Origin of the sequence: Comamonas resistens, assembly GCF_030064165.1 — a bacterium.
Classification (GTDB): domain Bacteria; phylum Pseudomonadota; class Gammaproteobacteria; order Burkholderiales; family Burkholderiaceae_C; genus Comamonas; species Comamonas resistens.
This window is the reverse complement of the sequence record NZ_CP125947.1, coordinates 3,742,068-3,763,069: the sequence shown is the minus strand read 5'-3', so window position 1 is coordinate 3,763,069 and position 21,002 is coordinate 3,742,068. Positions and strand designations below refer to the sequence as shown.

Here is a 21,002-nt window from a genome sequence, read left to right as displayed (position 1 = left end):
TTCTCTGAGGCGAAGCTCTTGCTTGAACCCGATTTGCGCAAGCCGTGTTGAATAGCTTGGACTACAAGGAGATCCTTTATGGAAATGCATGCCAGCCGTCCTCTAGCCGTGAGCCAACAGCAGGCCTGGGAGGCGCTCAATGATCCGCAGGCGCTCAAGCAATGTCTGGCGGGCTGTGAAAAATTCGAGCCTGCCGAAGACGGCTCCTATGCCGTGACCATGGCTGTCAAGATCGGTCCGGTTTCCGCCAAGTTCAATGGCAAGGTCACCTTGTCCGATGTGCTCCCCCCCCAGAGCTACACGATTGCCTTTGAAGGTCAGGGCGGGGTGGCAGGCTTTGGCAAAGGGCAGGCCAAGGTGGGTCTGACTCCCGTGGACGAAAGCCATTGCGAGCTGCAGTACGACGTGCAGGCCCAGGTTGGCGGCAAGATTGCCCAGCTGGGGCAGCGGCTGATCGATGGCGCTGCCAAAAACATGGCCGAGGATTTCTTTGCCCGCTTCGAGGCGCTGATGCAGGAGCGCTATCCCGCAGAGGAAGCTCCTGACCCTTCAGAAGCCGACCCGGAGCTGGCCGAGCTCGATACGCGCTCCTGGGAACATGATGCGGCCAGCGCCGTGCAGGTTCAGCTGGATGCCGCACCGGTGGCTCCGCCACGGGAGAAAAGCGGCGTACCGGTCTGGGCCTGGGTGCTGGGGGCCGTGGTCGTGCTGGGTGCGCTCTGGCTGCTGAGCAAATAGAGCCACGAACACAAGCATCCAGTTTGCCGGGCTGTGTTCTAGGCTTTCAAAGATAGGGCTTAGGCAAACAAGCCGGGCGCCGCTGCGCCGGGCCGCCGATGCGGATGCACAAGGAACATGCCCATAGGTCAAACGTCTTGCCTGCGCCTGATTTGCGGAAGTCGTGAAAGAAAAAGCCCCGCAGCCTGGGGCTGCGGGGCTTTGCAATCAGTTGGGCTGATTATTGGGGTTGGGCGTGGAAGGCCTTGTTGGCGATCTTCCAGCCCTGCTCTGTCTTGAGCAGCACAAAGTAGTCGGTGAAGGTCACGGCACCGTGATAGAGCGTGACCTTGGCCATGGCGGCTGTGCCCACGATGTCCAGCGAGTCGATCACGCGGCGGCGCGTGGCTTCGTCGGCGGCGGGCGTGTTCTTGAAGCGCTGGCAGTAGAAATCCACATCCCAGGAGGTCAGAGGGCCTTCGCGCACGGACTCCAGACGGGCCGTAGGCATGAAGGCTGCGCGCATGTGGTCTGCATTGTCTTCGGCATGGCCGCGCATATACAGCTCCAGTGGCACACGCACTGCGGCTTCTTCGGGGTGGTTGGTCAGGCGTTCGGTGGTCATGAATATTCTCCTTGGAGCCAGAGTCATAGCCATGGCGGTGCAGGCCCACCATGGGCAGGTTCAATAGCTTCAGAGCATGCCTTGTATGTGTACGGGTATTGCTGCTATGAGGGTCAGCACTGTTTAGACCCGCGTGCGGGCAGGTAAACCATCGGTAAAGCAAGGGTAAATGCAGGCAAAGCCGATGTGGGCCGACCGGCAGGCATCGGGCAAATGGCTACCATTGGGCGCAATCCAGTACGACTTACGCAAATTCGGATCAGGCATGGCGTTTCGTCGATAGAAATACCCGTTGTACATCCTTGTTTGTGTAAGTCCTGTCCAGGCTCGTACATCCTGCCCATCACCATGCCCAGAACAACTCCTCAGACTCCCTTCTTCCATTCATTACAGCGGGGCAAGGTCAAGCCCGGCGTTCTGGCGGGCGTGATCGCCTTGCTGGCCGTGGCCGGTGGCGGAGCCTGGTGGTATCAGCAAAAACAGGCTGCATCCGTTGACCCATCTACGTCAACAGCTGCAAAACCAGGAGCGCAGGCGCCGGGTGGACGCGGTGGTCGTGGCGGCCGCATGGGGCCGGGAGGCCCGGGCGGCATGGCTCAGGCCCAGCCCGTATCCGTGGGAGTGGTGGAGCAGCGCGACATGCGGGTACTCATCAGCGCCATCGGCACCATGAGCGCACGGGCCACGGCCGTGGTGCGCGCCAAGGTCTCGGGCGAGTTGCTCAAGCTGCATTTCAAGGAAGGCGATGAGGTCAAGGCAGGCCAGTTGCTGGCCGAGATCGACCCGCGCAGCTTTGCGGCTTCTCTGGCCCAGATGCAAGGTTCTCTGGCCCGGGATCAGGCCCAGCTCAAGAATGCGCAGCTGGACCTGCAGCGTTATCGTGAGCTGCTCAAGCAGGATTCCATCGCAAGCCAGCAGGTCGATACCCAGGAAGCGCTGGTGCGCCAACTGCAGGGCACGGTGGCGGCAGACCAGGGTCAGGTCGATGCGGCCAAGCTGCAACTGAGCTATACCAAGGTCACGGCGCCCATCTCGGGGCGCCTGGGCTTGCGCCAAGCGGATCTGGGCAATGTGGTCAACCCTTCGGACGCCAACGGCCTGGTGACCATCACCCAGGTGCGGCCCATTGACGCGGCTTTCTCCATTCCAGAGGTTCATGTCGGCACGCTGGCCGAACAGCTGCGCGCGGGCCAGACCATGCCGGTGGAGCTGTGGGACCGTGAACAAAAGAAGATGCTGGCCAAGGGCAAGCTCAATGCGCTGGACAACACCATCGACACGACGACGGGCACCGTCAAGGCCAAGGCCGCTTTCGACAATGCCGACGGCCATCTGTTTGCCAACCAGTTCGTCAATGTGAAGCTGCAGGTGCGGCAGATTGACCAGGCCTTGGTCGTGCCAGCGAACGCGGTGCAGAACAACTATGTCTATCTGGTCAAGCCCGACAACACGGTGACGCAGCGCAAGATCACCGTGGGCGTGGCCGATGGCGACTATGTCAGCGTGCGTGGCGATCTGCAGCCCGGCGACAAGGTGGTGACCGACGGTATCGACCGTCTGCGCGAAGGCGCGCAGGTCAACGTGGTCGATTCGGACAAGGTCAAGAAGGTCGATCAGGCCGTGCAGGACGCAGCCAGCCAGCCGCGCGGCGCCATGCGCAATCTCACGCCAGAGCAGCGCGAGAAGATTGCCAAGATGTCGCCGGAAGAGCGCAAGGAGTTCTTCCAGAAGTTGCGTGCCGAGCGTGGCGCCAAGGGAGGCGCCGCCGGTACAGATGGAGCCGCCGCTACGGCACCTGCGCAGCAGGAAAAAGCGGGTGCGGGCGACCAAACCAAGGGCCAGCAGGAGCAGGGCAAGAGCGCTGCAGCGGCAGGGCCTGCGGCCGAGCAGGCAGCTTCAGCACGCGGCGAGCCTGGAGAAGGCCGAGACGACAGGCCCCAGCTGACGCCCGAGCAGCGCGCCAAGCTGGAAGCCCTGTCGCCCGAAGAGCGTCGAGCCTTCTTCCAGAAGCTGCGTGCCGAGCGTGCTGCACGTGCGGAGGGCGCAAGTGGTGCGGATAGCAGTAGCGGCAATAACAGCAGCAATAACGGCGCGGGCCGCTGAGCAACTTCAAGCCGGCGGCCACCATGAATCTTTCCCGTATCTTCATTCTCAGACCCATCGCCACCAGCTTGCTGATGGTGGCGGTGCTGATTTCGGGCATTCTTGCCTATCGATTGCTGCCCATCTCGGCCCTGCCCGAGGTGGACTACCCCACCATCCAGGTCACCACGCTGTATCCGGGCGCCAGCCCCGATGTGATGACCTCCAATGTCACGGCGCCGCTGGAGCGGCAGTTCGGCCAGATGCCCGGGCTGGATCAGATGTCCTCGACCAGCTCGGGCGGGGCATCGGTCATCAGCCTGCGCTTCTCGCTCGATATGTCCATGGACGTGGCCGAGCAGCAGGTGCAAGCCGCCATCAACGCGGGCAGCAATCTGCTGCCCAGCGACCTGCCCATGCCCCCGCTGTACAGCAAGGTCAATCCGGCCGATGCGCCGGTGCTGACACTGGCCATCAGCTCGCCCTCGCTGCCCGTCATCAAGATCAACGATCTGGTGGAAAACCGGCTCGCACCCAAGCTGTCCCAGGTCAAGGGTGTGGGCCTGGTCGCCATTGCCGGTGCGCGCCGACCGGCCGTGCGCATTCAGGCCAATCCTGCCGCGCTGGCCAGCTTCGGCATGACGCTGGACGATGTGCGCACCGCCATCTCGGCTGCCAACGTCAAGACCGCCAAGGGCGGCTTTGACGGCCCGAACCGGGCCTCCACCATAGATGCCAATGACCAGATGCAGTCGGCGGCCGAGTACCGCGACCTCATCATCGCCTTCAAGAACGGCAACCCCGTGCGCCTGTCCGATGTGGCGCAGACCGTCGATGACGCTGAAAACACGCGCCTGGCCGCCTGGTCGGGCACGCCGGAGACGGGTTCCAAGGCCGCGGTGATTCTCAATATCCGCCGCCAACCCGGCGCCAATGTGATTGCAACGGTCGACGCGATCAAGGCGCTGCTGCCCCAGTTGCAGGAAACCCTGCCCGCTTCGATCGACGTGCAGGTGCTGACCGATCGCACGGTCACCATCCGCGAGTCGGTCAAGGACATGCAGTTCGAGCTGGCGCTGGCCATCGCACTGGTGGTGATGGTGATCTTCCTGTTCCTGCGCAGCGCCTCTGCCACGCTGATCCCCAGCGTGGCCGTGCCGCTGTCGTTGGTGGGCACCTTCGGCATCATGTATCTGGCGGGTTTTTCCATCAACAACCTCACGCTGATGGCGCTGACGGTGTCCACGGGCTTTGTGGTGGACGATGCCATCGTGATGATCGAGAACATCGCCCGCTACGTGGAAAAGGGTGAGCCGCCGCTGCAGGCCGCGCTCAAGGGTGCCAAGCAGATCGGCTTCACCATCATCTCGCTGACCATCTCCCTGGTCGCGGTGCTGATTCCGCTGCTGTTCATGGGCGATGTGGTGGGCCGTCTGTTCCACGAATTCGCCATCACCATGACGGTGGCTATTCTGATTTCGGCCGTGGTTTCGCTCACGCTGACCCCCATGCTGTGTGCTCGCCTGCTGCGCCACCATCCCGAGGGCGAGCTGCGCGAGTCCAAGGGCGTGGGGGCCGCGGTCGCCCGTTTTTTTGACAAGGTGATTGCCGGGTACGGCCGCATGCTGACCTGGGTGCTGGATCACAGCAAGCTGACCTGGCTGGTGTTTCTGGCCACACTGGCCGTGACGGTGCTGCTGTACTTTGCCGTTCCCAAGGGCTTTTTCCCCGACCAGGACACGGGCACGATTGCCGCGACCACGGAGGCCGATCAGTCCATCTCGTTCGCGGCCATGGCGGAACGCCAGCAGGCGCTGGCCGAGCAACTGCTCAAGGATCCCGCCGTGGCCTCCATCTCGTCCTTTATCGGCGTCGATGGCACCAACACCACGCTGAACACCGGCCGTATCCAGATCGACCTCAAGCCCCATGGCCAGCGCGACGCCCTCAATGTGGTGCTCAACCGGCTGGCAGATGATGCGCACAAGGTGGCCGGCATACGCCTTTATGCCCAGCCCGTGCAGGATCTGACGATCGAAGACCGTCAGGCCCGTACCCAGTACCAGTTGCTGCTGTCTTCGCCCGATATGAATCAGCTGACGGCCAGCACCAAGACGCTGGTGGAGCGCCTGCAGCAGCTGCCGCAGTTGCTGGACGTCAGCAGCGATCTGCAGAACCAGGGGCGTCAGGCCTATGTGCAGATCGACCGCGCCCAGGCCAGCCGCCTGGGCGTGACGGTGGCTTCGGTGGACTCGGCGCTCTACAACGCCTTCGGCCAGCGCCTGATCTCCACCATCTTCACCCAGTCCAACCAGTACCGCGTGGTGCTGGAGGTGGCGCCGCAGTTCAAGATCGGCCCTGAGGCGCTGCAAAGCGTCTATGCCGCATCCAGCAATGGTGCGCCGGTGCCGCTGTCCTCGATTGCCACGGTGAGCGAGCGCCCGATGGCGCTGGCCGTCAACCATGTGGGCCAGCTGCCGGCGGCCACCATCTCGTTCAACACCGCTGCCGGCGTGTCGTTGGGCCATGCGGTGGATGCGGCTCAGCAAGTCATTCAGCAACTGCGCGACGAGGGGCAAATTCCGCTATCGGTGGACTCGCAGTTCCAGGGCGCGGCGCTGGCCTTCCAGGCTTCGCTGTCCAACACGCTGCTGCTGGTGCTGGCGGCCGTCATCACCATGTACATCGTGCTGGGCGTGCTCTATGAAAGCACGATCCACCCGCTCACGATTCTCTCCACCCTGCCGTCGGCAGGTGTGGGCGCCTTGCTGGCGCTGCTGATGGCGGGGCTTGATCTGGACATCATCGCCATCATCGGCATCGTGCTGCTGATCGGCATCGTCAAGAAGAACGCCATCATGATGATCGACTTTGCGCTGGAGGCCCAGCGCGACGAAGGCATGAATGCGCGCGAAGCGATTCATCAGGCCTGCCTGTTGCGCTTCCGTCCCATCATCATGACCACGCTGGCCGCGCTGCTGGGTGCGCTGCCGCTGATGATAGGCGGCGGAGTGGGCAGCGAGTTGCGCCACCCGCTGGGCGTGACGCTGGTGGGCGGTCTGCTGTTGAGCCAGTTGCTGACGCTGTTCACCACGCCGGTGATCTATCTGACGTTCGAGAACTGGGCCGAGCGCTGGCGTGTCAGGCGCGGCCTGCCTGCGGTCAAGCATATGCCGCATTCCGAAGCCGAGGTCATGGGCGAGGATCGGCCTGGTGAGGCCCAGTCATGAGCATCTCCACGCCTTTCATCTTCCGCCCCATTGCCACCATGCTGCTGACCATAGGCGTGGCGCTGGTGGGGGGCATGGCGTACTTTCTGCTGCCCGTGGCGCCGCTGCCGCAGGTGGACTATCCGACCATCTCCGTCACGGCCAGCCTGCCGGGCGCCGCGCCGGACACCATGGCCGCCACCGTGGCCACGCCGCTGGAGCGGGCGCTGGGTGCGATTGCCGGGGTCAACGAGATGACCTCCAGCTCCAGCATGGGCAACACGCGCATCACCTTGCAGTTCGACCTGACACGCACGGTGGACAGTGCGGCCCATGATGTGCAGGCCGCCATCAATGCGGCGCGCACCTTGCTGCCTTCTGGCATGCCCAGCAACCCGACCTATCGCAAGGTCAACCCGGCCGACGCGCCCATCATGATGCTGGCGCTGACCTCGGACTCGCTCACGCGCGGCCAGATGTACGACGCGGCTTCCACGGTGCTGGCGCAGAAGCTGGCCCAGGTCGAGGGCGTGGGCCAGGCCACGATCAACGGCGGCGCTCTGCCGGCCGTGCGCGTGGAGCTGGACCCGGTGCGGCTGGCGGCGAATGGTGTGTCGCTGGACTCCGTGCGCACGGCCATCAGCGCCACCAATGCCAACCGGCCGCTGGGCGCCGTGGAGCGTGAAGACCATTACTGGCAGGTGGCGACCAACGACCAGGCACGCACCGCTGCCGAATATGCGCCGCTGGTACTGCGCTGGAACAACGGCAACGCCGTGCGCCTGTCCGATGTGGCCGATGTCACCGATTCCGTGCAGGACGTGCGCAACTATGGCGTGATGAACGGCAAGCCTGCCGTGCTGCTGCAGGTTTTCAAGCAGCCCGATGCCAATATCCTGCAGGCCGTGGACAAGGTGCGCGCGCTGTTGCCGCAGCTCAGGGCCTCGATTTCGCCGGCCATCGACGTGACCGTGATTTCCGACCGCACGCCCACGCTGCGCGCCTCGGTCAAGGAGGTGCAGAACTCGCTGATCATCTCGGTGGCCCTGGTCATCATGGTGGTCTTCGTGTTCCTGCGCCGCGCCCGCGCCACGCTGATTCCGGCCGTGGCCGTGCCCGCGTCCCTGATGGGCACGTTCGGCGTCATGTATCTGTGCGGCTACACGCTGGACAACCTCTCGCTGATGGCGCTGACGGTGGCCGCAGGCTTTGTCGTGGACGACGCCATCGTGGTGCTGGAAAACGTGATGCGCCACATGGAGCGCGGCAAATCCGCCATGCAGGCCGCCATCGAAGGTGCGCGCGAGATCGGCTTTACCGTCGTGTCCATGAGCCTGTCGCTGATCGCGGTGTTCGTGCCCATTCTGTTCATGGCGGGCATCGTGGGACGGTTCTTTCGCGAGTTCGCCGTGGTCATGTCGGCGGCGATTCTGGTGTCCATGCTGATCTCTCTGACCACCACGCCCATGATGTGCGCGGCCCTGCTGCGCACACCGGAGCAGGAGCAGCGCCGCCGTGAGCAGCGCGCCCAAAGCCCGTTCAAGCGCCGCTGGGACGGCTTCTGGCAGCGCATCTCGGATGCCATGGATTGCTTTGAGGTGCGTGTCACGGCGCTGTATCGGCGTACGCTGGCCTGGGGTTTGCGCCATCAGCCTGTGGTGCTGCTGAGTCTGGCGGCGGTCATAGCTCTCAATGTCCACCTCTATGCCACCATCGACAAAGGCTTTATGCCCAGCGAGGACACGGGCCGCGTCATGGGCTTCATCCGGGCCGACCAGTCCACTTCGTTCCAGGCCATGGAGCGGCGCATCAAGCGCTTTCTGGCCGTGGTGCAGCAAGACCCTGCGGTGGAGTATGTGACGGGCTTCACCGGTGGCGGCCAGGCCAACTCGGCCAATATGTTCATGTCGCTCAAGCCCATGGCCGAGCGCAAGGTCTCCAGCGACGAAGTCATCAACCGCCTGCGCGACAAGCTCAAGGACGAACCGGGCGCGCGCCTGTTCATGATGACCCAGACCGATGTGCGCATCGGCGGGCGCCAGAGCATGGCTTCCTACCAGTACACGTTGCAGGCCGACGATACGGCCGAGCTGCGCCTGTGGGAGCCGCGCATTCGCCAGGTGCTGTCCACCTTGCCCGAGCTGACCGACGTCAACAGCGATGTCCAGGACAACGGCATGCAGACCAAGCTGGTCATAGACCGCGACCAGGCCACGCGTCTGGGTTTGACGGTCTCGCAGATCGACAACACCTTGAACGATGCATTTGGCCAGCGCCAGGTCGGCGTGATCTACAACCCGCTCAACCAGTACCGTGTGGTCATGGAGGCCTCGCCCCAGTATCTGCAAAGCCCGGAGACACTGCGCGGCTTCTTCTTTGTCAACAACGCCGGGCAGCAGATACCGCTGACGGCTTTTGCCAAGGTCACGACATCGACCACGCCGCTGTCAGTGCAGCATCAAAGCGGCACACCGGCCAGCACCGTGAGCTACAACCTGGCGTCCGGTGTTTCGCTGTCGCAGGCCAATGACGCCATCCGCAATGCCATGACCGAGCTGGGCGTGCCCGTCTCGATTCGCGGCAGCTTCAGCGGCTCGGCGGGCGCCTTCCAGCAGGCGCTGGCGGGCCAGCCGCTGCTGATTCTGGCGGCCATCATCACCATCTATCTGGTGCTGGGCATACTCTATGAAAACCTGGTGCACCCGCTGACGATTCTGTCCACCCTGCCTTCTGCCGGTGTGGGCGCGCTGCTGGCGCTGATGCTGTTCAAGACCGAGTTCTCGTTGATTGCCTTCATCGGCGTGATCCTGCTGATAGGCCTGGTCAAGAAGAACGCCATCATGATGATCGACTTCGCACTGGCGCGTGAAAAAGACGGCCATGTCACGGCGGCGCAAGCCATTTACCGTGCCTGCAATCTGCGCCTGCGCCCCATCCTGATGACCACCATGGCGGCCCTGTTCGGTGCACTGCCGCTGGCCCTGGGCCGGGGCGATGGCGCTGAGCTGCGTCAGCCCCTGGGTATCGCGATTGTGGGCGGCCTGCTGCTGAGCCAGCTGCTGACCCTCTACACCACACCCGTGGTCTATGTGCTGCTGGACCGTGCCCGTCGCCGCGTGCTGCGTAGCTGGGCCGGGCGCCCGGCATGGCTGCGCTGGCGTGCTGCCTCTGCCTCGGTGACAGACCCCGTGCCCGCCGCAAAGTGAGAAGAATATGCAAGCATTGTTTTTGAATCAAAAAGGCATCCAGCCCAAGCTGGTAAAGCGCCAGCAGCTCACTTTTGAGAAGCAATCGGTGGCGGTGCTGCCACACCTGCTGCCTGTGGTGGCTGCGGTGCTGCTGTCGGCCTGCTCCATGCAGCCCGTCTACAAGGTGCCGGCCATGGAGGTTCCGGCCCAGTTCAAGGAAGCCACGCCGCAGGCGGCCGCATTTGGCGTCTGGCAGCCCGCACAAAGTGGTGTAGGCGGCGCAGGCGCTGTGCCCGAGCAATGGTGGACGGTCTATGGTGATGCCACGCTGAACCAGCTGCAGGACGAGGCTGCTGCGGGCAATCCCAGCCTGGCCCAGGCCGTGGCGCGACTGCGATCGGCCCAGGCTGCGGTCGCCAGCAGCCGTGCGGCACAGCTGCCCACACTGGGTACGACCGGCAGCGGCTCGCGGGCGCTGACGGGCGGCGGCACCTACAGCAATACCAATGGCGAGAATGTGGCGCGCAGCGGCAGCATCAACAACAACTTCTCGCTGGGTCTGAACGCCAGCTGGGAGCTGGATCTCTGGGGCAAACTCTCGGGGGCCGTCGACGCCAACCAGGCCACAGCCCAGGCTACCAGCGATGATCTGGCGGCTGCGCGCTTGTCCACTCAGGCATCGGTGGCGCAGACTTATTTCTCGCTGCGCGCTGCCGAGGCGCAGATGCAGTTTCTGCAGGAAACCCTGAGCAATTACGAACAAAGCCTCAAGCTTACCCAGAACCGCTATAGCGCCGGCGTGGCCTCATCGGCCGATGTGGCGCAGGCCCAGTCCCAGTACAAAAGCACGCAGGCCAGCCTGATCGATGCTCAGACCTCGCGCGCCCAGTTCGAACATGCACTGGCCGCACTGCTGGGCAAGGCACCGGCAGCCTTCAGCCTGCCTGTGACCGGCGTTTTGCCCAAGCCGCCCGCAGTGCCCGAGATGATGGCCTCCACCCTGCTGGAGCAGCGCCCCGACATCGCCGCCGCAGAGCGCCGCGTCTATGCCGCCAATGCGCAGATTGGTGTGGCACGCGCGGCTTATTTCCCCTCGCTCACGCTGTCGGCCAGCGCGGGCTATCGCAATTCCGTGCTCTCGGATCTGCTCAGTGCGCCCAATCTGTTCTGGTCGCTGGGCCCGGCATTGGCCATGACGCTGTTTGATGGCGGTGCACGCAGCGCCGCCGTGGAATCGGCCCGCGCTTCGCTGGACCTGGCCGGTGCCACCTACAAGCAGACCGTGATCACGGCACTGCAGGAGGTGGAGGACAACCTGGTGGCCGCCAGCAATCTGGCCCTGGAGCAGCAGGTACAGACCGAGGCCCTGGCCGCCGCGCAAAAATCGCTCACGGTAGCCAACAACCAGTACAAGGCGGGCATCGTCGCCTATCTCAATGTGCTGTCTGCCCAGACCACGGTGATCAGTGCGCAGAACAGTCTGATCAATGTGCAAAGCCGCCGCCTGACGGCGGTGAACACCTTGCTCAAGAACGTGGCAGGTCGCTGGCAGACCTCGGTGAAGGAGGACGTGGCGGCTGGAACCAGACCGGTGGCGGCCCAGGATTAATCGTCCAGCCCGAATGCCTCGCGCAGCGCATCGCCAAACCGGGCCGAGCCCGACAGCGACAGGCTGACCGTGGCGTAGCCCGTGGCGCTGGCCTGCAATGTCAGCTGGCCGCTGACGGCATCGAACCGGGCGGGCAGGGGCCGGCCTTCATCGTCCTGGGACTGCAGGTCGTAGTCCCAGTCCATGCCTTCCTCGACAGCGCCCTGGCGGCCGGCAAACTGGCGCAGCGCCCATCGCAGCAGCTCGGCAATCTCGGCCGCCAGCGCAGGCACGCGTTCAGCCCTGACGCTGGCCATGGCATCCCAGGTGCCCGTGCCTTCTTCATCTTCGCTGTAATCAAATTCGAGATAGTCCAGAGTCATGGCATATTGCCCGCAGTTCACAGGGACGCCATTGTGCCTGCGCAGCAGCACGCATTCTGGTGTGAGGAATTGATGAAAATCGGGATCTGGCCCTTTTCCATAAAGCGTATGCAGCTATGAATTCTGATGTTGACAATGGTGCTAGCGCGCGCTGCATGGTGCAGGCCATGCGGGTCGGCTTCGGCTACCCGGGGCGGCGGGTAGCCGATGAAGTCTCGCACTGCTGGCCGGCGGGCCTGTGCCTGCTGCAAGGCGATGAGGGCACGGGCAAAAGCAGCTGGCTCAAGCTGCTGGCCGGGCAACTGCCCCTGAGCGCAGGAAGGCTGAGCTACGGCTTTGCCGACGGCGCCGGCCCGAGTGCCCAGGCCTTCTTCTGGCAGGACCCGCGCCAGCCCCTAGGCGATGCGCTCAGCCGCATGCCTGTGATGGACTGGGTGGCACAGCAGCGCACGATCTACCCACACTGGTCGCAAAGCGAATTCGAGCAGCATGTTCAGGGGTTTGCGCTGCAGCCGCATCTGCACAAGCCGCTGCTGGCCCTGTCGTCGGGCTCGCAGCGCAAGCTGTGGATGGCGGCGGGCTGGGCCAGCGCCGCGTCGCTGGTGCTGATCGACGAGCCGTTGGCCGCACTCGACAAGCCTTCCGAGCGCTATGTGCAGCAGGCCTTGGCGGCCATGGCTGCAGGCCTGAAGAAGCCAGATCGGCCGCGCTGCGTGATCGTGGCGCACTGGGATGCCATGCAGGGCGTGCCCTGGGATGATGTGATGGAGCTATCTACATCGCCTTGAAGCGTGTGGCATAGAGGCGGCTGACCGCAAGCTTTTCGGGGCGGTTGCGCAGCTGCAGCCACAGGCGCCCAGCCTCGTCGCGCTGCACGCGGTCGATGGCATCGGCTCTGACCACGGTGCCGCGATGAATCTGCCAGAACTGCTGGCCATCAAGCTGGGGCAGCAGATCCTTGAGCGGGGTGCGGATCAGGTATTCCTGGCTGGCGGTCAGCACGCGCAGGTATTTGTCCGCAGCTTCCAGATAGACGATGTCCTGCACCCTCACCATGTGAATCTGGCTGCCCACGCTGGCCTGGATGATCTGCAGCGGCGCGGGTTGCGCCGCATTCAGCGATAGCTGCAGTTGCAGCAGCTGAGCCAGCTGGGTTTGCTGCGCATCGTCGCCGGCTGTGGCCTGGGTCTGCCGCTGCCACCAGTTCTGCAGGCGCTGCACGGTTTGCTGCAGGCGCGCGCCTTGCACCGGCTTGAGCACATAGTCCATGGCGCTGGCTTCAAACGCCGCCAGAGCATATTGGTCGTAGGCGGTGACAAAGACGATGGCGGGCAGCGGCAGCTGCTGCGGCCAGCCGTCGACAATCTCGGCGGCGGCCTCCAGCCCGCTCTGGCCTGGCATGCGGATATCGAGAAACAGCACATCGGGCTGCAGCTCCAGCGCCTGCCGGGCCGCGCTGATGCCGTCGGCGGCCATGCTCTGGATTTGCAACTGCGGCCAAAGCTGGCCCAGCATGTGCCGCAGGGCCTGGGCCAGCAGGGGTTCGTCTTCGGCAATCAGTGCGCGAGGTTGGTTGGCAGTCATGGCGCAGATTTCAAGGGAAATACGATGGAGGCCTTTGTACCGCCAGCATCATCGGCCATCAAGCTGAAGGTGGCGGCGATTCCATAGCGGCTGCTCAGGCGCTCGCGCACCTGCTGCAGGCCAAAACCGCCGCCGCTGCGGGTGCTGGCCTGGAGATCGGGAGGCAGACCCCGGCCATTGTCCGATACGGTCAGCAAGACCTGGTCGTCGTTCAGCAAGGAGGCGCAGACCTCGATGCAGCCGCCTTCGAGCTGCGGCTCTAGCCCATGGCGTATGCAGTTCTCCACCAGTGGCTGCAGCAGCAGCGGCGGCACGGGCACATGGGCCAGCTCGGCGGGCAGGTTCAGCACGTAGCGCAGGCGCTCGCCCATGCGGATCTGCATCAGCGCCAGATAGTCGGTCAGCAGCGCGAATTCCGCCTCAAGACTGTGGGTGCCGCTGCGCGAGCCGCTGAGCGTGGCGCGCAGATAGTCGATCAGATGGTCCAGCATCTGTTCGGCGCGCGGTGCATCGATGGAGATCAGCACGCGCAGATTGGCCAGAGTGTTGAACAGCATATGCGGCTCAAGCTGTGCCTGCAGCAGCTTGAGATGGGCCTCGGCAGCCTGGCGCTGGGATTGCTCGGCCTGCATCTGCAGATGGCGGGCCTTGCCCACCAGATAGAACATCGTGGACATGAGCGCGCTGCTCACTATCGTGATCAGCATGGGAAACAGCAGCGCCGGAGCCTTGGTGCCAAGCTGCCCGGGGTACATATATGCCTGATACCGCTGGCCGATGAGGTTGCCCAGGCCGAAGCCGATAAGCACTCCGGCGACGACCAGCGCCACGCCGCGCCAGCCCGGGGGCCAGGGAATATCGTTGCCGCGGCTCAGCAGCATGCGACCCAGCTCTATGGTCAGCCAGCTAGGTAGGCCAATGGCCAGCGAATAGACCAAGTTTACGTCCCAGCTTCCTTGCCCCATCAGCGTCAGAGCCAAGGTGATCAGCAGGCACACCAGCGTAGTGACGGCGCCATGGTGCAGCAGCATGGCAGGTAGGGACGCCGCCGCAGAGGCAATAGGCGGCATGGTGCGATAGGTGGTGGACATGGCGGGGTATGGACTGAAGGCTACTTTTTATTCAGGCTTTGCATGGCGCGCAACTCCTTGTCCACCATACGCGTCCACAGGGCAGAGCGGGGGCTGCTGATCCAGACGGCAGCGCCATGCATGGCCAGGCCCAAGCCCCAGAAGATGGCGGGGTAGACGGCCCAGTGCCGGCCCTGAAGCGCCGCCAGCGTGGTCAGGCCCAGGTTCACCAGAATATAGACCGTGGCATGCAGGTACCAGCCGAGTTTCATACGTGCACGACGCCGGGCCATTTTGAGTTGCTCGTCGGGCGAATCTGCCAGAGTGTGGTTGAAGGTTGACATATGGGACTCTTTCAGGGGTTTTGTTTGGGAAATCCGGTGACGGTTCAGATTGCCAGCACCTGCTGCCAGAGCAGATCGCCCAGCAGCCGTCCCGGCAGCAGAGTGAACAGGCCGGCCGTGACGCAGGCGCCGAAATAGAGCTTGCGCATGATGCTGCGGTGATGGTCTATGCGCTTGTGGTTCAGGTGCCAGAAGGAAAGCAGCAGGCCACCCAGGGTCAGCGGCACCAGCAGGTGAACCGGGGTGAAGCCGCCGAGATTGGGCAGGCGAAAGTCGCGGATGAAGAGGGCGGATATGGCCGCAGCCAGCATCAGCAGCACAAACACATAGCCGGCAAAGCGGTGCAGCGCCGGGCGTGCTTTGCCCGTGCGGCGCGCCCAGAGCGCGACGGGGCCTATGACGGTGGCCCCCAGGGCGCAGCCCATATGCAGGGCAATCAGCGGGGTCAGTTGCATGGCGCAGCTCCTGGTCAGTGGCGGGACTCCAATGTGCTGCGGGGCGGTGCGGGAAACCAGCGCCTTGCGACCGGTTGCAGCAGGCGCGGCGTGAAATGCAGCCTGCCGGCGTGAGCGGTGATCATGAAAAACGCCGCACCCGTTGACGGTGTGCGGCGTTTGCGGAAGGCGCAGAAAAGGAGCTCAGTCCTTCTTCAGGCACTCGCTCATGAAAGCCTTGCGCTCGTCGCCCTTCTTGCCGGCGGCGTCCACGTTGCAGGACTTCATGCGTTCCTGCTGGCGCTTGCGGCCGTCGGACAGGCAGGACTTCATGAACTCCTTGCGCTCATCGCCTTTCTTGCCGGTGGCTTCGGTGTTGCAGGTGCCCATGAGTTGCTGCTGGGCAGTTTTGGGCTTGTCGCCAGCGGCCATGCTCATGCTGCAAGCCAGGGAGACTACTGCCAGGACAACGAGTTTTTTCATGATGTGTGATGTCTTTGAAAACGCCGACAGCCGGCGCCCGGCCATTGCAGCACAGCTTGATGGTTTTGCCTATGCCGAGAGGCCGGCCGTTGTAAAAATTTGCGATTGCTTGCAGAGCAGGCCTGTTGGCCCACATGGCTTGAAACTGCGCAGAGGATAATGTGCAGCTTTTGCAACCCTGCATCCGAAGGACGATTCGCGTGGATACTTTATTGCTGCTCAAGGCCGCCATCATGGGCATTGTGGAAGGGCTGACCGAGTTCTTGCCGATTTCCTCCACCGGCCACCTGATTCTGGCGGGCTCGCTGATGGGCTTTGTCGGCGGCAAGGCCAAGGTGTTTGAAATCGCCATCCAGACCGGCGCCATCTTTGCCGTGATGCTGGTGTACTGGCAGAAGATTCGCGCCACGCTGGTGGCGCTGCCCAGCAGCCGTCAGGCCCAGAAGTTCGCACTCAATGTCTTCATCGGCTTTCTGCCCGCCGTGGTGCTGGCCCTGCTGTTTGGCAAGTATGTGCAGGAGCATCTGTTCACCCCGGTGATCGTGGCCACCACTTTCATCCTGGGCGGCTTTGTGATCCTGTGGGCCGAAAAGCGCCCCGCATCGGCCACACGCGTGCAGTCGATTGACGATATGACGACCATGGATGCACTCAAGGTCGGCCTGGTGCAGTGCTTTGCCCTGGTGCCCGGCACCAGCCGCAGCGGCTCCACCATCATCGGCGGCATGCTGATGGGCTTGTCGCGCAAGGCAGCAACGGATTTCTCCTTCTTCCTGGCCATGCCCACGCTGATCGGCGCCGGTGTCTACAGCCTCTACAAGGAGCGCGCGCTGCTGTCCATGGCCGATGTGCCGCTGTTTGCCGTGGGCCTGATCTTCTCCTTCATCAGTGCCTGGCTGTGCGTGCGCTGGCTGCTGCGTTTCATCTCTACCAACAGCTTTGTGCCGTTTGCCTGGTATCGCATCGTCTTCGGCATCATTGTGCTGGCGACCGCCTATAGCGGTGTGGTGGACTGGCAGCACTAAGCGCTTTGCAAACCATAAAAAAGCCACTTGCGTGATTGCAAGTGGCTTTTTTCATAGCAGTCAGCGCTTTCTGCTGGCTGATTTCATTGAATTTCTTGGCTGAATCCCGTGCTTGTCAGGCGGTGAAAGCTATTTATTTGAGAGCGTTCGCCGAAGCTGTCTGCAAGATGCTCTGCTCCATATTGAGCAGCGAGGCCTCGATGGCCGCCGCCGTGGCTTCGGGCCGCTCCATGGGAAACAGGTGGCTGCCATCCAGCATCATGATGCGCCCCTTGGTGATGCGCTGCGTCATCTCCATGCCCACCTGGCGCATCTCCACCGAGGAACGTCCGCCGATAAAGGCCACGGGGCAGCGCAGCGGGCTGAGCCTGAGCTGGTTGTTCAGATTGCTGGGCAGGGTGTTGTAGATGGCGGTCTCCACCTCACGCTGAAACAGCAGGGTGCGCTTGTCCTGGTGGTCCACCAGCCCATGCTCCACATAGTCCTGCAGCACCTGCGGGTGCCAGTGGGCAAAGGCTTTCTTGCTGCGAAAGTATTCCAGTGCCTCCGCGTTGCTGGCCCAGGTATTGCGGCGGCGCTGGCTGATCTTGCCCGGCGATACCGAGCCCACGATCTGTGTCTGCTTGGCCAGGCCCACGGCGTTCGCCTTCCAGCCGCCCAGCAGCGGCGAATCTATCAGCAGCACACCGCGCGCCAGATCGGGGCGTTTGGTGGCGGCCTGAAAGCTCAGAATGCCGCCCAGCGAGTGACCGACCAGATACAAGGGCTGGCCATGCTGCTCCACCTGCTGCTCTACATACTCGATCAGCTCATCGACCAGATGTGGCCAGTGATTGGTGACCGGGCGAGCCGGATCATGGCCGAAGCGCTGCACACCGCTGGCGGCAATGCCGCGCTGGCGCAACAAGGAAAACAGCAGGCGATAGGTGTCCAGGGGAAAGCTGTTGGCATGCGCGAACACGATGGGCAAGGTGTTCGCGGGGCTGGCGCTGGCGGAGGTCTGGGGCATGGAGGACGCGCGTTGAAAGCGGAGGGGATGGCAATATCCCTTGGAGCGTGATTTGGGCGTTCGCCAGTTTAGCGCTTGGGCAGCGTGGCCTGCTTTTGCAGACGGGCCTGCTCCTCGGCCGATTGCCAGCGCTGATATTCGCTGGCCATGCTCAGGCCTGCCTGGGCTGGTACCACGGGCTGGCGCAGCGCAGCAGGCGGCTCGTTGCCGGCGCCCGCCGTGCTCTGGAATTGTGCAGGCGCGGGAGCTCCCACCTTGACCAGTGGATGCGCGCGCGGGCTGTGCAGGCGAATCGGCGTAGCGGTCTGGCCACCATCCCAGGCCGGGTCCTCGATGCTGTCGAACACATTGCGCAAACGCTCGCCCCAGCTGTCGTGCAGCATGCGCAGATAGGGGTTGTCGGCGTCCAGGCAGACGATCTTGTCCGTGGCAAAGCGGTTGTTCTCGTAGACGATCAGATCCAGCGGCAGGCCTACCGAAAGATTGGACTTGAGCGTGCTGTCCATGGATACCAGCGCGCATTTGGCCGCTTCGTCCAGCGGGGTCTCGGAGGTGATCACGCGGTCCAGCACGGGCTTGCCGTATTTGGACTCGCCGATCTGGAAGTAGGGCGTCTCGCTCGTGGCCTCGATGAAGTTGCCGGCCGAGTAGACCTGGAACAGTCGCATGCGCTCGCCCTGGATCTGGCCGCCGAAGATCATGGAGACATTGAAATCCACGCCCGCGCGCTGCAGGGCGGCGGCTTCGCGGTCATAGACATGGCGCACGGCAGCACCGAGCACGCGCGCGGCATCGAACATGCTGCGCACATTCCAGATGGTCAGCATCTCGTCCGTGGCCGCGTCGTGCAGCTGAAAGCTCTCCAGCAGCTCGCGTATGGATTGGGAGATGGCCAGGTTTCCGGCCGACTGCAGCACCATGAAGCGTTCGCCGGGCTGTTCATACAGCATGACCTTGCGGAAGGTGCTGATCTGGTCCAGCCCGGCGTTGGTGCGCGAGTCGGACAGGAACACGAGACCGGCGTTGAGCTTGAGGGCGACGCAGTATGTCATGGGTGATAAATATAATAATGAAAACCGTATGAATGCAATATGCAGCAATCGTTTGATGCTTCAAAAAAAGTAGCGATAAACACGCGCTGCAAGGCGATTCTAGAAGGGTTTGAATATTGCCGGTGGCGGCACAGGAACAGCGGCTGCGGCGGCGCCCATACCCAGGCGCAGGCTGCGGATGAGGAAGTCCCTGAGACGCATGGAGTTGACGCGTGAGAAGATGCCGCTCCTTGTAGGAACAATTACTTACAGCCGGCCAGAGGAGGGCCCCAATGCACGTGTTTCGCAATCTGTCGATACGGACCAAGCTCATGTCCAGCATGCTGGCTTGCCTGCTGCTGTTCGTGGCCGTCTCCACGGTGCTGGGTTTTGTGCTGACGGGGGCCAGCTTGCGCGAGCGTGTGGTGGGTCAGGAGCTGCCGGCCGTGGTGGGCGAGATCCGCAACGATATCCTGCGCCAGATCGGCACGCCGCTGGCAGTGGCCCAGTCGGTGGCAGGCAACAGCTTTGTGCTGGACTGGGAAGCCGCAGGCGAACCCGAGGGCGGCAACGCGGCCTGGGCCAAATACGCCCAGGCGGTCAAGCAGCAGGCCAGGGCCTCCTCGGTGTTCTGGGTGTCGGGCAGCACGGGCCAGTACTTTGGCGATCAGGGCCCGTTGCGCAAGCTGGCGCCCAAGGGCGAGGGCGACAAATGGTTTTACGACCTGCTGGCCAGCGACAAGTCGCAGGTACTGGAGATCGACAAGGACGTGAGTTCCCACGTCTACATGCTGTTCATCAACGTCAAGTTCGACGCGGGCCAGGGCAAGCAGGGCATTGCGGGCCTGGGCCTGTCGGTGGATGAGCTGGCCCAGGCCGTGCGCGGCTACAAGGTGGGCGAATCCGGCTCGGTCTCCCTGGTGCGCGGTAACGGCAGCATCCTCGTGCACCGCGATCCGGCCCTGGTGGACGGCAAGCACTGGCTCAAGGACAGGCCCGGCTTCAGCACCGATCTCAGCGCCGCACTGCTGAATCGCGAGCGCTTTGCCCATGCCATGTACGAGGCGCCGTCGGGCCGGCAGCTGATTGCCTCTTCCTATGTGCCCGAGCTGGACCTGTACGTGATCGCCGAACTGCCCGAGGCCCAGGTACTGGGCGGCGTGCGGCGCACTATTGCGCTGACCTCGGCTGTGGCTGGTCTCGTGGGCGGTGGCATTGGTCTGTTGGTGATCTGGCTGGTGAGCCGGGCCATTGCGGCCCCCGTGGGCCGTGCGGCGCGCATGCTCGAAGAGATTGCCGACGGCCATGGCGACCTGAGCCGGCGCATGCCCGTGGAGAGCAATGACGAGGTGGGGGCGCTGGCTTCTGCCTTCAACCGCTTTGTCTCCTCGCTGGAGCGCATGGTAGGTGCGGTGCGCCAGGCGGCCGATTCTATTTCCGTGGCCAGCTCCGAAGTGGCCCAGGGCAACCAGGACCTGAGCCAGCGCACCGAGCAGGCGGCCAGCGCCCTGCAGCAGACGGCGGCATCGCTGTCGGTGCTGACGGACAGCGTGCAGGCCAATACCGAGGCCACGCGCAGCGCGGGCGATCTGGCGCAGTCGGCGCGCGGCGTGGCCGAGCGCGGTGGCACGGCCTTCCAGCAAGTGGTGGTGACCATGGAGGGCATCAACCGCTCCTCGCGCAAGATTGCCGACATCATCGGCGTGATCGACGGTATTGCCTTCCAGACCAATATCCTGGCATTGAACGCGGCCGTGGAGGCCGCGCGTGCCGGCGAGCAGGGCCGGGGCTTTGCCGTGGTGGCGGCCGAGGTGCGCAGCCTGGCCCAGCGCTCGGCCGAGGCGGCCAAGGAAGTACGCCAGCTCATCACCGATTCCGTGACCCAGGTGGGCAGCGGCTCGCAGCAGGTGGAGCATGCGGGCGCGACCATGCAAGAACTGCTGGACGCCGTGGCCAAGGTGACGCAGATCATCGAGGAGATCAGCGACGCTTCGCAGACTCAGGGGCGCGGCATTGCCGAGATCAACCAGTCCGTGGCCGGGCTGGACGACGCCACGCAGCAGAACTCCGCGCTGGTCGAACAGTCGGCCGCCGCGGCGACCAGCTTGCGCGAGCAAGCCGCACGCCTGATGGGCGAGGTCTCGGCCTTCAAGCTGGGTGAAAAGCCCCAGCGGAGCCAGTCTTCGCAGCAGCGGCAGCAACATCTGCTGGAAGCCTGAGCCGAAACCCG

General features: G+C 63.7%; 18 protein-coding genes. 9 read left to right on the top strand and 9 right to left on the bottom strand.

What is annotated here, in order from left to right; all coding sequences use genetic code 11:
* The first annotated feature begins 78 nt into the window (after nucleotides 1-78).
* Nucleotides 79-738, top strand: coding sequence for a CoxG family protein (locus QMY55_RS17500; RefSeq protein WP_283485424.1), 660 nt, complete (start codon nucleotides 79-81; stop codon nucleotides 736-738).
* Nucleotides 739-958: 220 nt separating this feature from the next.
* On the opposite strand, the gene QMY55_RS17495 is transcribed toward QMY55_RS17500, so the two are convergent.
* A complete protein-coding gene (locus QMY55_RS17495; RefSeq protein ID WP_283485423.1) occupies nucleotides 959-1,342 on the bottom strand; it encodes a nuclear transport factor 2 family protein in 384 nt (127 codons plus the stop codon).
* Nucleotides 1,343-1,690: 348 nt separating this feature from the next.
* On the opposite strand from QMY55_RS17495, the gene QMY55_RS17490 reads away from it, so the two are divergent.
* The 4 genes from QMY55_RS17490 to QMY55_RS17475 are packed head-to-tail and all read left to right on the top strand — an operon-like array spanning nucleotide 1,691 to nucleotide 11,430.
* On the top strand, nucleotides 1,691-3,445 hold the full coding sequence (locus QMY55_RS17490; RefSeq protein WP_283485422.1) for an MdtA/MuxA family multidrug efflux RND transporter periplasmic adaptor subunit: 1,755 nt from the start codon (nucleotides 1,691-1,693) through the stop codon (nucleotides 3,443-3,445).
* Complete coding sequence (locus tag QMY55_RS17485; protein ID WP_283489002.1) at nucleotides 3,442-6,654, top strand: MdtB/MuxB family multidrug efflux RND transporter permease subunit; 3,213 nt, start codon at nucleotides 3,442-3,444, stop codon at nucleotides 6,652-6,654. Before QMY55_RS17490 ends, QMY55_RS17485 begins: the two co-directional genes overlap by 4 nt.
* Nucleotides 6,651-9,839, top strand: a complete 3,189-nt coding sequence (locus QMY55_RS17480) for an efflux RND transporter permease subunit (protein ID WP_283485421.1) — start codon at nucleotides 6,651-6,653, stop codon at nucleotides 9,837-9,839. The genes QMY55_RS17485 and QMY55_RS17480 overlap by 4 nt, the downstream gene beginning before the upstream one ends.
* 7 nt (nucleotides 9,840-9,846) lie before the next feature.
* Nucleotides 9,847-11,430 (top strand): efflux transporter outer membrane subunit, encoded by a 1,584-nt coding sequence (locus tag QMY55_RS17475; RefSeq protein ID WP_283485420.1) that lies wholly within the window; start codon nucleotides 9,847-9,849, stop codon nucleotides 11,428-11,430.
* Here the strand turns inward: QMY55_RS17475 and QMY55_RS17470 are convergent.
* Entirely contained in the window at nucleotides 11,427-11,792 is a 366-nt protein-coding gene (locus QMY55_RS17470; RefSeq protein WP_283485419.1) for a hypothetical protein, read from the bottom strand. The genes QMY55_RS17475 and QMY55_RS17470 overlap by 4 nt on opposite strands.
* A gap of 116 nt (nucleotides 11,793-11,908) precedes the next feature.
* On the opposite strand from QMY55_RS17470, the gene QMY55_RS17465 reads away from it, so the two are divergent.
* Nucleotides 11,909-12,580, top strand: a complete 672-nt coding sequence (locus tag QMY55_RS17465) for an ABC transporter ATP-binding protein (RefSeq protein ID WP_283485418.1) — start codon at nucleotides 11,909-11,911, stop codon at nucleotides 12,578-12,580.
* Here the strand turns inward: QMY55_RS17465 and QMY55_RS17460 are convergent.
* From QMY55_RS17460 to QMY55_RS17440, 5 genes are all read right to left on the bottom strand, one after another.
* Entirely contained in the window at nucleotides 12,567-13,376 is an 810-nt protein-coding gene (locus QMY55_RS17460) for a LytR/AlgR family response regulator transcription factor (protein ID WP_283485417.1), read from the bottom strand. The genes QMY55_RS17465 and QMY55_RS17460 overlap by 14 nt on opposite strands.
* Nucleotides 13,373-14,446 (bottom strand): sensor histidine kinase, encoded by a 1,074-nt coding sequence (locus tag QMY55_RS17455; protein WP_407650708.1) that lies wholly within the window; start codon nucleotides 14,444-14,446, stop codon nucleotides 13,373-13,375. The genes QMY55_RS17460 and QMY55_RS17455 overlap by 4 nt, the downstream gene beginning before the upstream one ends.
* 41 nt (nucleotides 14,447-14,487) lie before the next feature.
* Nucleotides 14,488-14,790: a 2TM domain-containing protein gene (locus QMY55_RS17450; protein ID WP_283485416.1), complete on the bottom strand. Its 303-nt coding sequence runs from the start codon at nucleotides 14,788-14,790 to the stop codon at nucleotides 14,488-14,490.
* A gap of 44 nt (nucleotides 14,791-14,834) precedes the next feature.
* A complete protein-coding gene (locus QMY55_RS17445; protein ID WP_283485415.1) occupies nucleotides 14,835-15,245 on the bottom strand; it encodes a DUF2306 domain-containing protein in 411 nt (136 codons plus the stop codon).
* 183 nt (nucleotides 15,246-15,428) lie between these two features.
* Nucleotides 15,429-15,707, bottom strand: a complete 279-nt coding sequence (locus QMY55_RS17440; RefSeq protein ID WP_283485414.1) for a PsiF family protein — start codon at nucleotides 15,705-15,707, stop codon at nucleotides 15,429-15,431.
* A gap of 200 nt (nucleotides 15,708-15,907) precedes the next feature.
* Between QMY55_RS17440 and QMY55_RS17435 the strand changes: the two genes are divergently transcribed.
* Nucleotides 15,908-16,732 (top strand): undecaprenyl-diphosphate phosphatase, encoded by an 825-nt coding sequence (locus QMY55_RS17435; RefSeq protein WP_283485413.1) that lies wholly within the window; start codon nucleotides 15,908-15,910, stop codon nucleotides 16,730-16,732.
* Nucleotides 16,733-16,865: 133 nt separating this feature from the next.
* Here QMY55_RS17435 and QMY55_RS17430 read toward each other — a convergent pair whose 3' ends face one another.
* Both QMY55_RS17430 and QMY55_RS17425 read right to left on the bottom strand, forming a co-directional pair.
* On the bottom strand, nucleotides 16,866-17,741 hold the full coding sequence (locus QMY55_RS17430) for an alpha/beta fold hydrolase (protein WP_283485412.1): 876 nt from the start codon (nucleotides 17,739-17,741) through the stop codon (nucleotides 16,866-16,868).
* Between the two features lie 68 nt (nucleotides 17,742-17,809).
* Nucleotides 17,810-18,793 carry a proteasome-type protease gene (locus QMY55_RS17425; protein WP_283485411.1) on the bottom strand — a complete coding sequence of 328 codons (984 nt, stop codon included), beginning with the start codon at nucleotides 18,791-18,793 and terminating at the stop codon, nucleotides 17,810-17,812.
* A 39-nt stretch (nucleotides 18,794-18,832) separates the two neighbouring features.
* Here QMY55_RS17425 and QMY55_RS17420 point away from each other — a divergent pair, with 39 nt between their 5' ends.
* Nucleotides 18,833-19,009, top strand: a complete 177-nt coding sequence (locus QMY55_RS17420; protein WP_283485410.1) for a hypothetical protein — start codon at nucleotides 18,833-18,835, stop codon at nucleotides 19,007-19,009.
* Nucleotides 19,010-19,065: 56 nt separating this feature from the next.
* Nucleotides 19,066-20,991: a methyl-accepting chemotaxis protein gene (locus QMY55_RS17415; protein WP_283485409.1), complete on the top strand. Its 1,926-nt coding sequence runs from the start codon at nucleotides 19,066-19,068 to the stop codon at nucleotides 20,989-20,991.
* The last annotated feature ends 11 nt before the right edge of the window (nucleotides 20,992-21,002 follow it).

Coding starts and splice junctions, on each gene's coding strand:
- QMY55_RS17500 (WP_283485424.1), top strand. CDS start 79: ATGGAAATGCATGCCAGCCGTCCTCTAGCCGTGAGCCAACAGCAGGCC.
- QMY55_RS17495 (WP_283485423.1), bottom strand. CDS start 1,342: ATGACCACCGAACGCCTGACCAACCACCCCGAAGAAGCCGCAGTGCGT.
- QMY55_RS17490 (WP_283485422.1), top strand. CDS start 1,691: ATGCCCAGAACAACTCCTCAGACTCCCTTCTTCCATTCATTACAGCGG.
- QMY55_RS17480 (WP_283485421.1), top strand. CDS start 6,651: ATGAGCATCTCCACGCCTTTCATCTTCCGCCCCATTGCCACCATGCTG.
- QMY55_RS17475 (WP_283485420.1), top strand. CDS start 9,847: ATGCAAGCATTGTTTTTGAATCAAAAAGGCATCCAGCCCAAGCTGGTA.
- QMY55_RS17470 (WP_283485419.1), bottom strand. CDS start 11,792: ATGACTCTGGACTATCTCGAATTTGATTACAGCGAAGATGAAGAAGGC.
- QMY55_RS17465 (WP_283485418.1), top strand. CDS start 11,909: ATGAATTCTGATGTTGACAATGGTGCTAGCGCGCGCTGCATGGTGCAG.
- QMY55_RS17460 (WP_283485417.1), bottom strand. CDS start 13,376: ATGACTGCCAACCAACCTCGCGCACTGATTGCCGAAGACGAACCCCTG.
- QMY55_RS17455 (WP_407650708.1), bottom strand. CDS start 14,446: ATGCCGCCTATTGCCTCTGCGGCGGCGTCCCTACCTGCCATGCTGCTG.
- QMY55_RS17450 (WP_283485416.1), bottom strand. CDS start 14,790: ATGTCAACCTTCAACCACACTCTGGCAGATTCGCCCGACGAGCAACTC.
- QMY55_RS17445 (WP_283485415.1), bottom strand. CDS start 15,245: ATGCAACTGACCCCGCTGATTGCCCTGCATATGGGCTGCGCCCTGGGG.
- QMY55_RS17440 (WP_283485414.1), bottom strand. CDS start 15,707: ATGAAAAAACTCGTTGTCCTGGCAGTAGTCTCCCTGGCTTGCAGCATG.
- QMY55_RS17430 (WP_283485412.1), bottom strand. CDS start 17,741: ATGCCCCAGACCTCCGCCAGCGCCAGCCCCGCGAACACCTTGCCCATC.
- QMY55_RS17425 (WP_283485411.1), bottom strand. CDS start 18,793: ATGACATACTGCGTCGCCCTCAAGCTCAACGCCGGTCTCGTGTTCCTG.
- QMY55_RS17420 (WP_283485410.1), top strand. CDS start 18,833: ATGCAGCAATCGTTTGATGCTTCAAAAAAAGTAGCGATAAACACGCGC.
- QMY55_RS17415 (WP_283485409.1), top strand. CDS start 19,066: ATGCACGTGTTTCGCAATCTGTCGATACGGACCAAGCTCATGTCCAGC.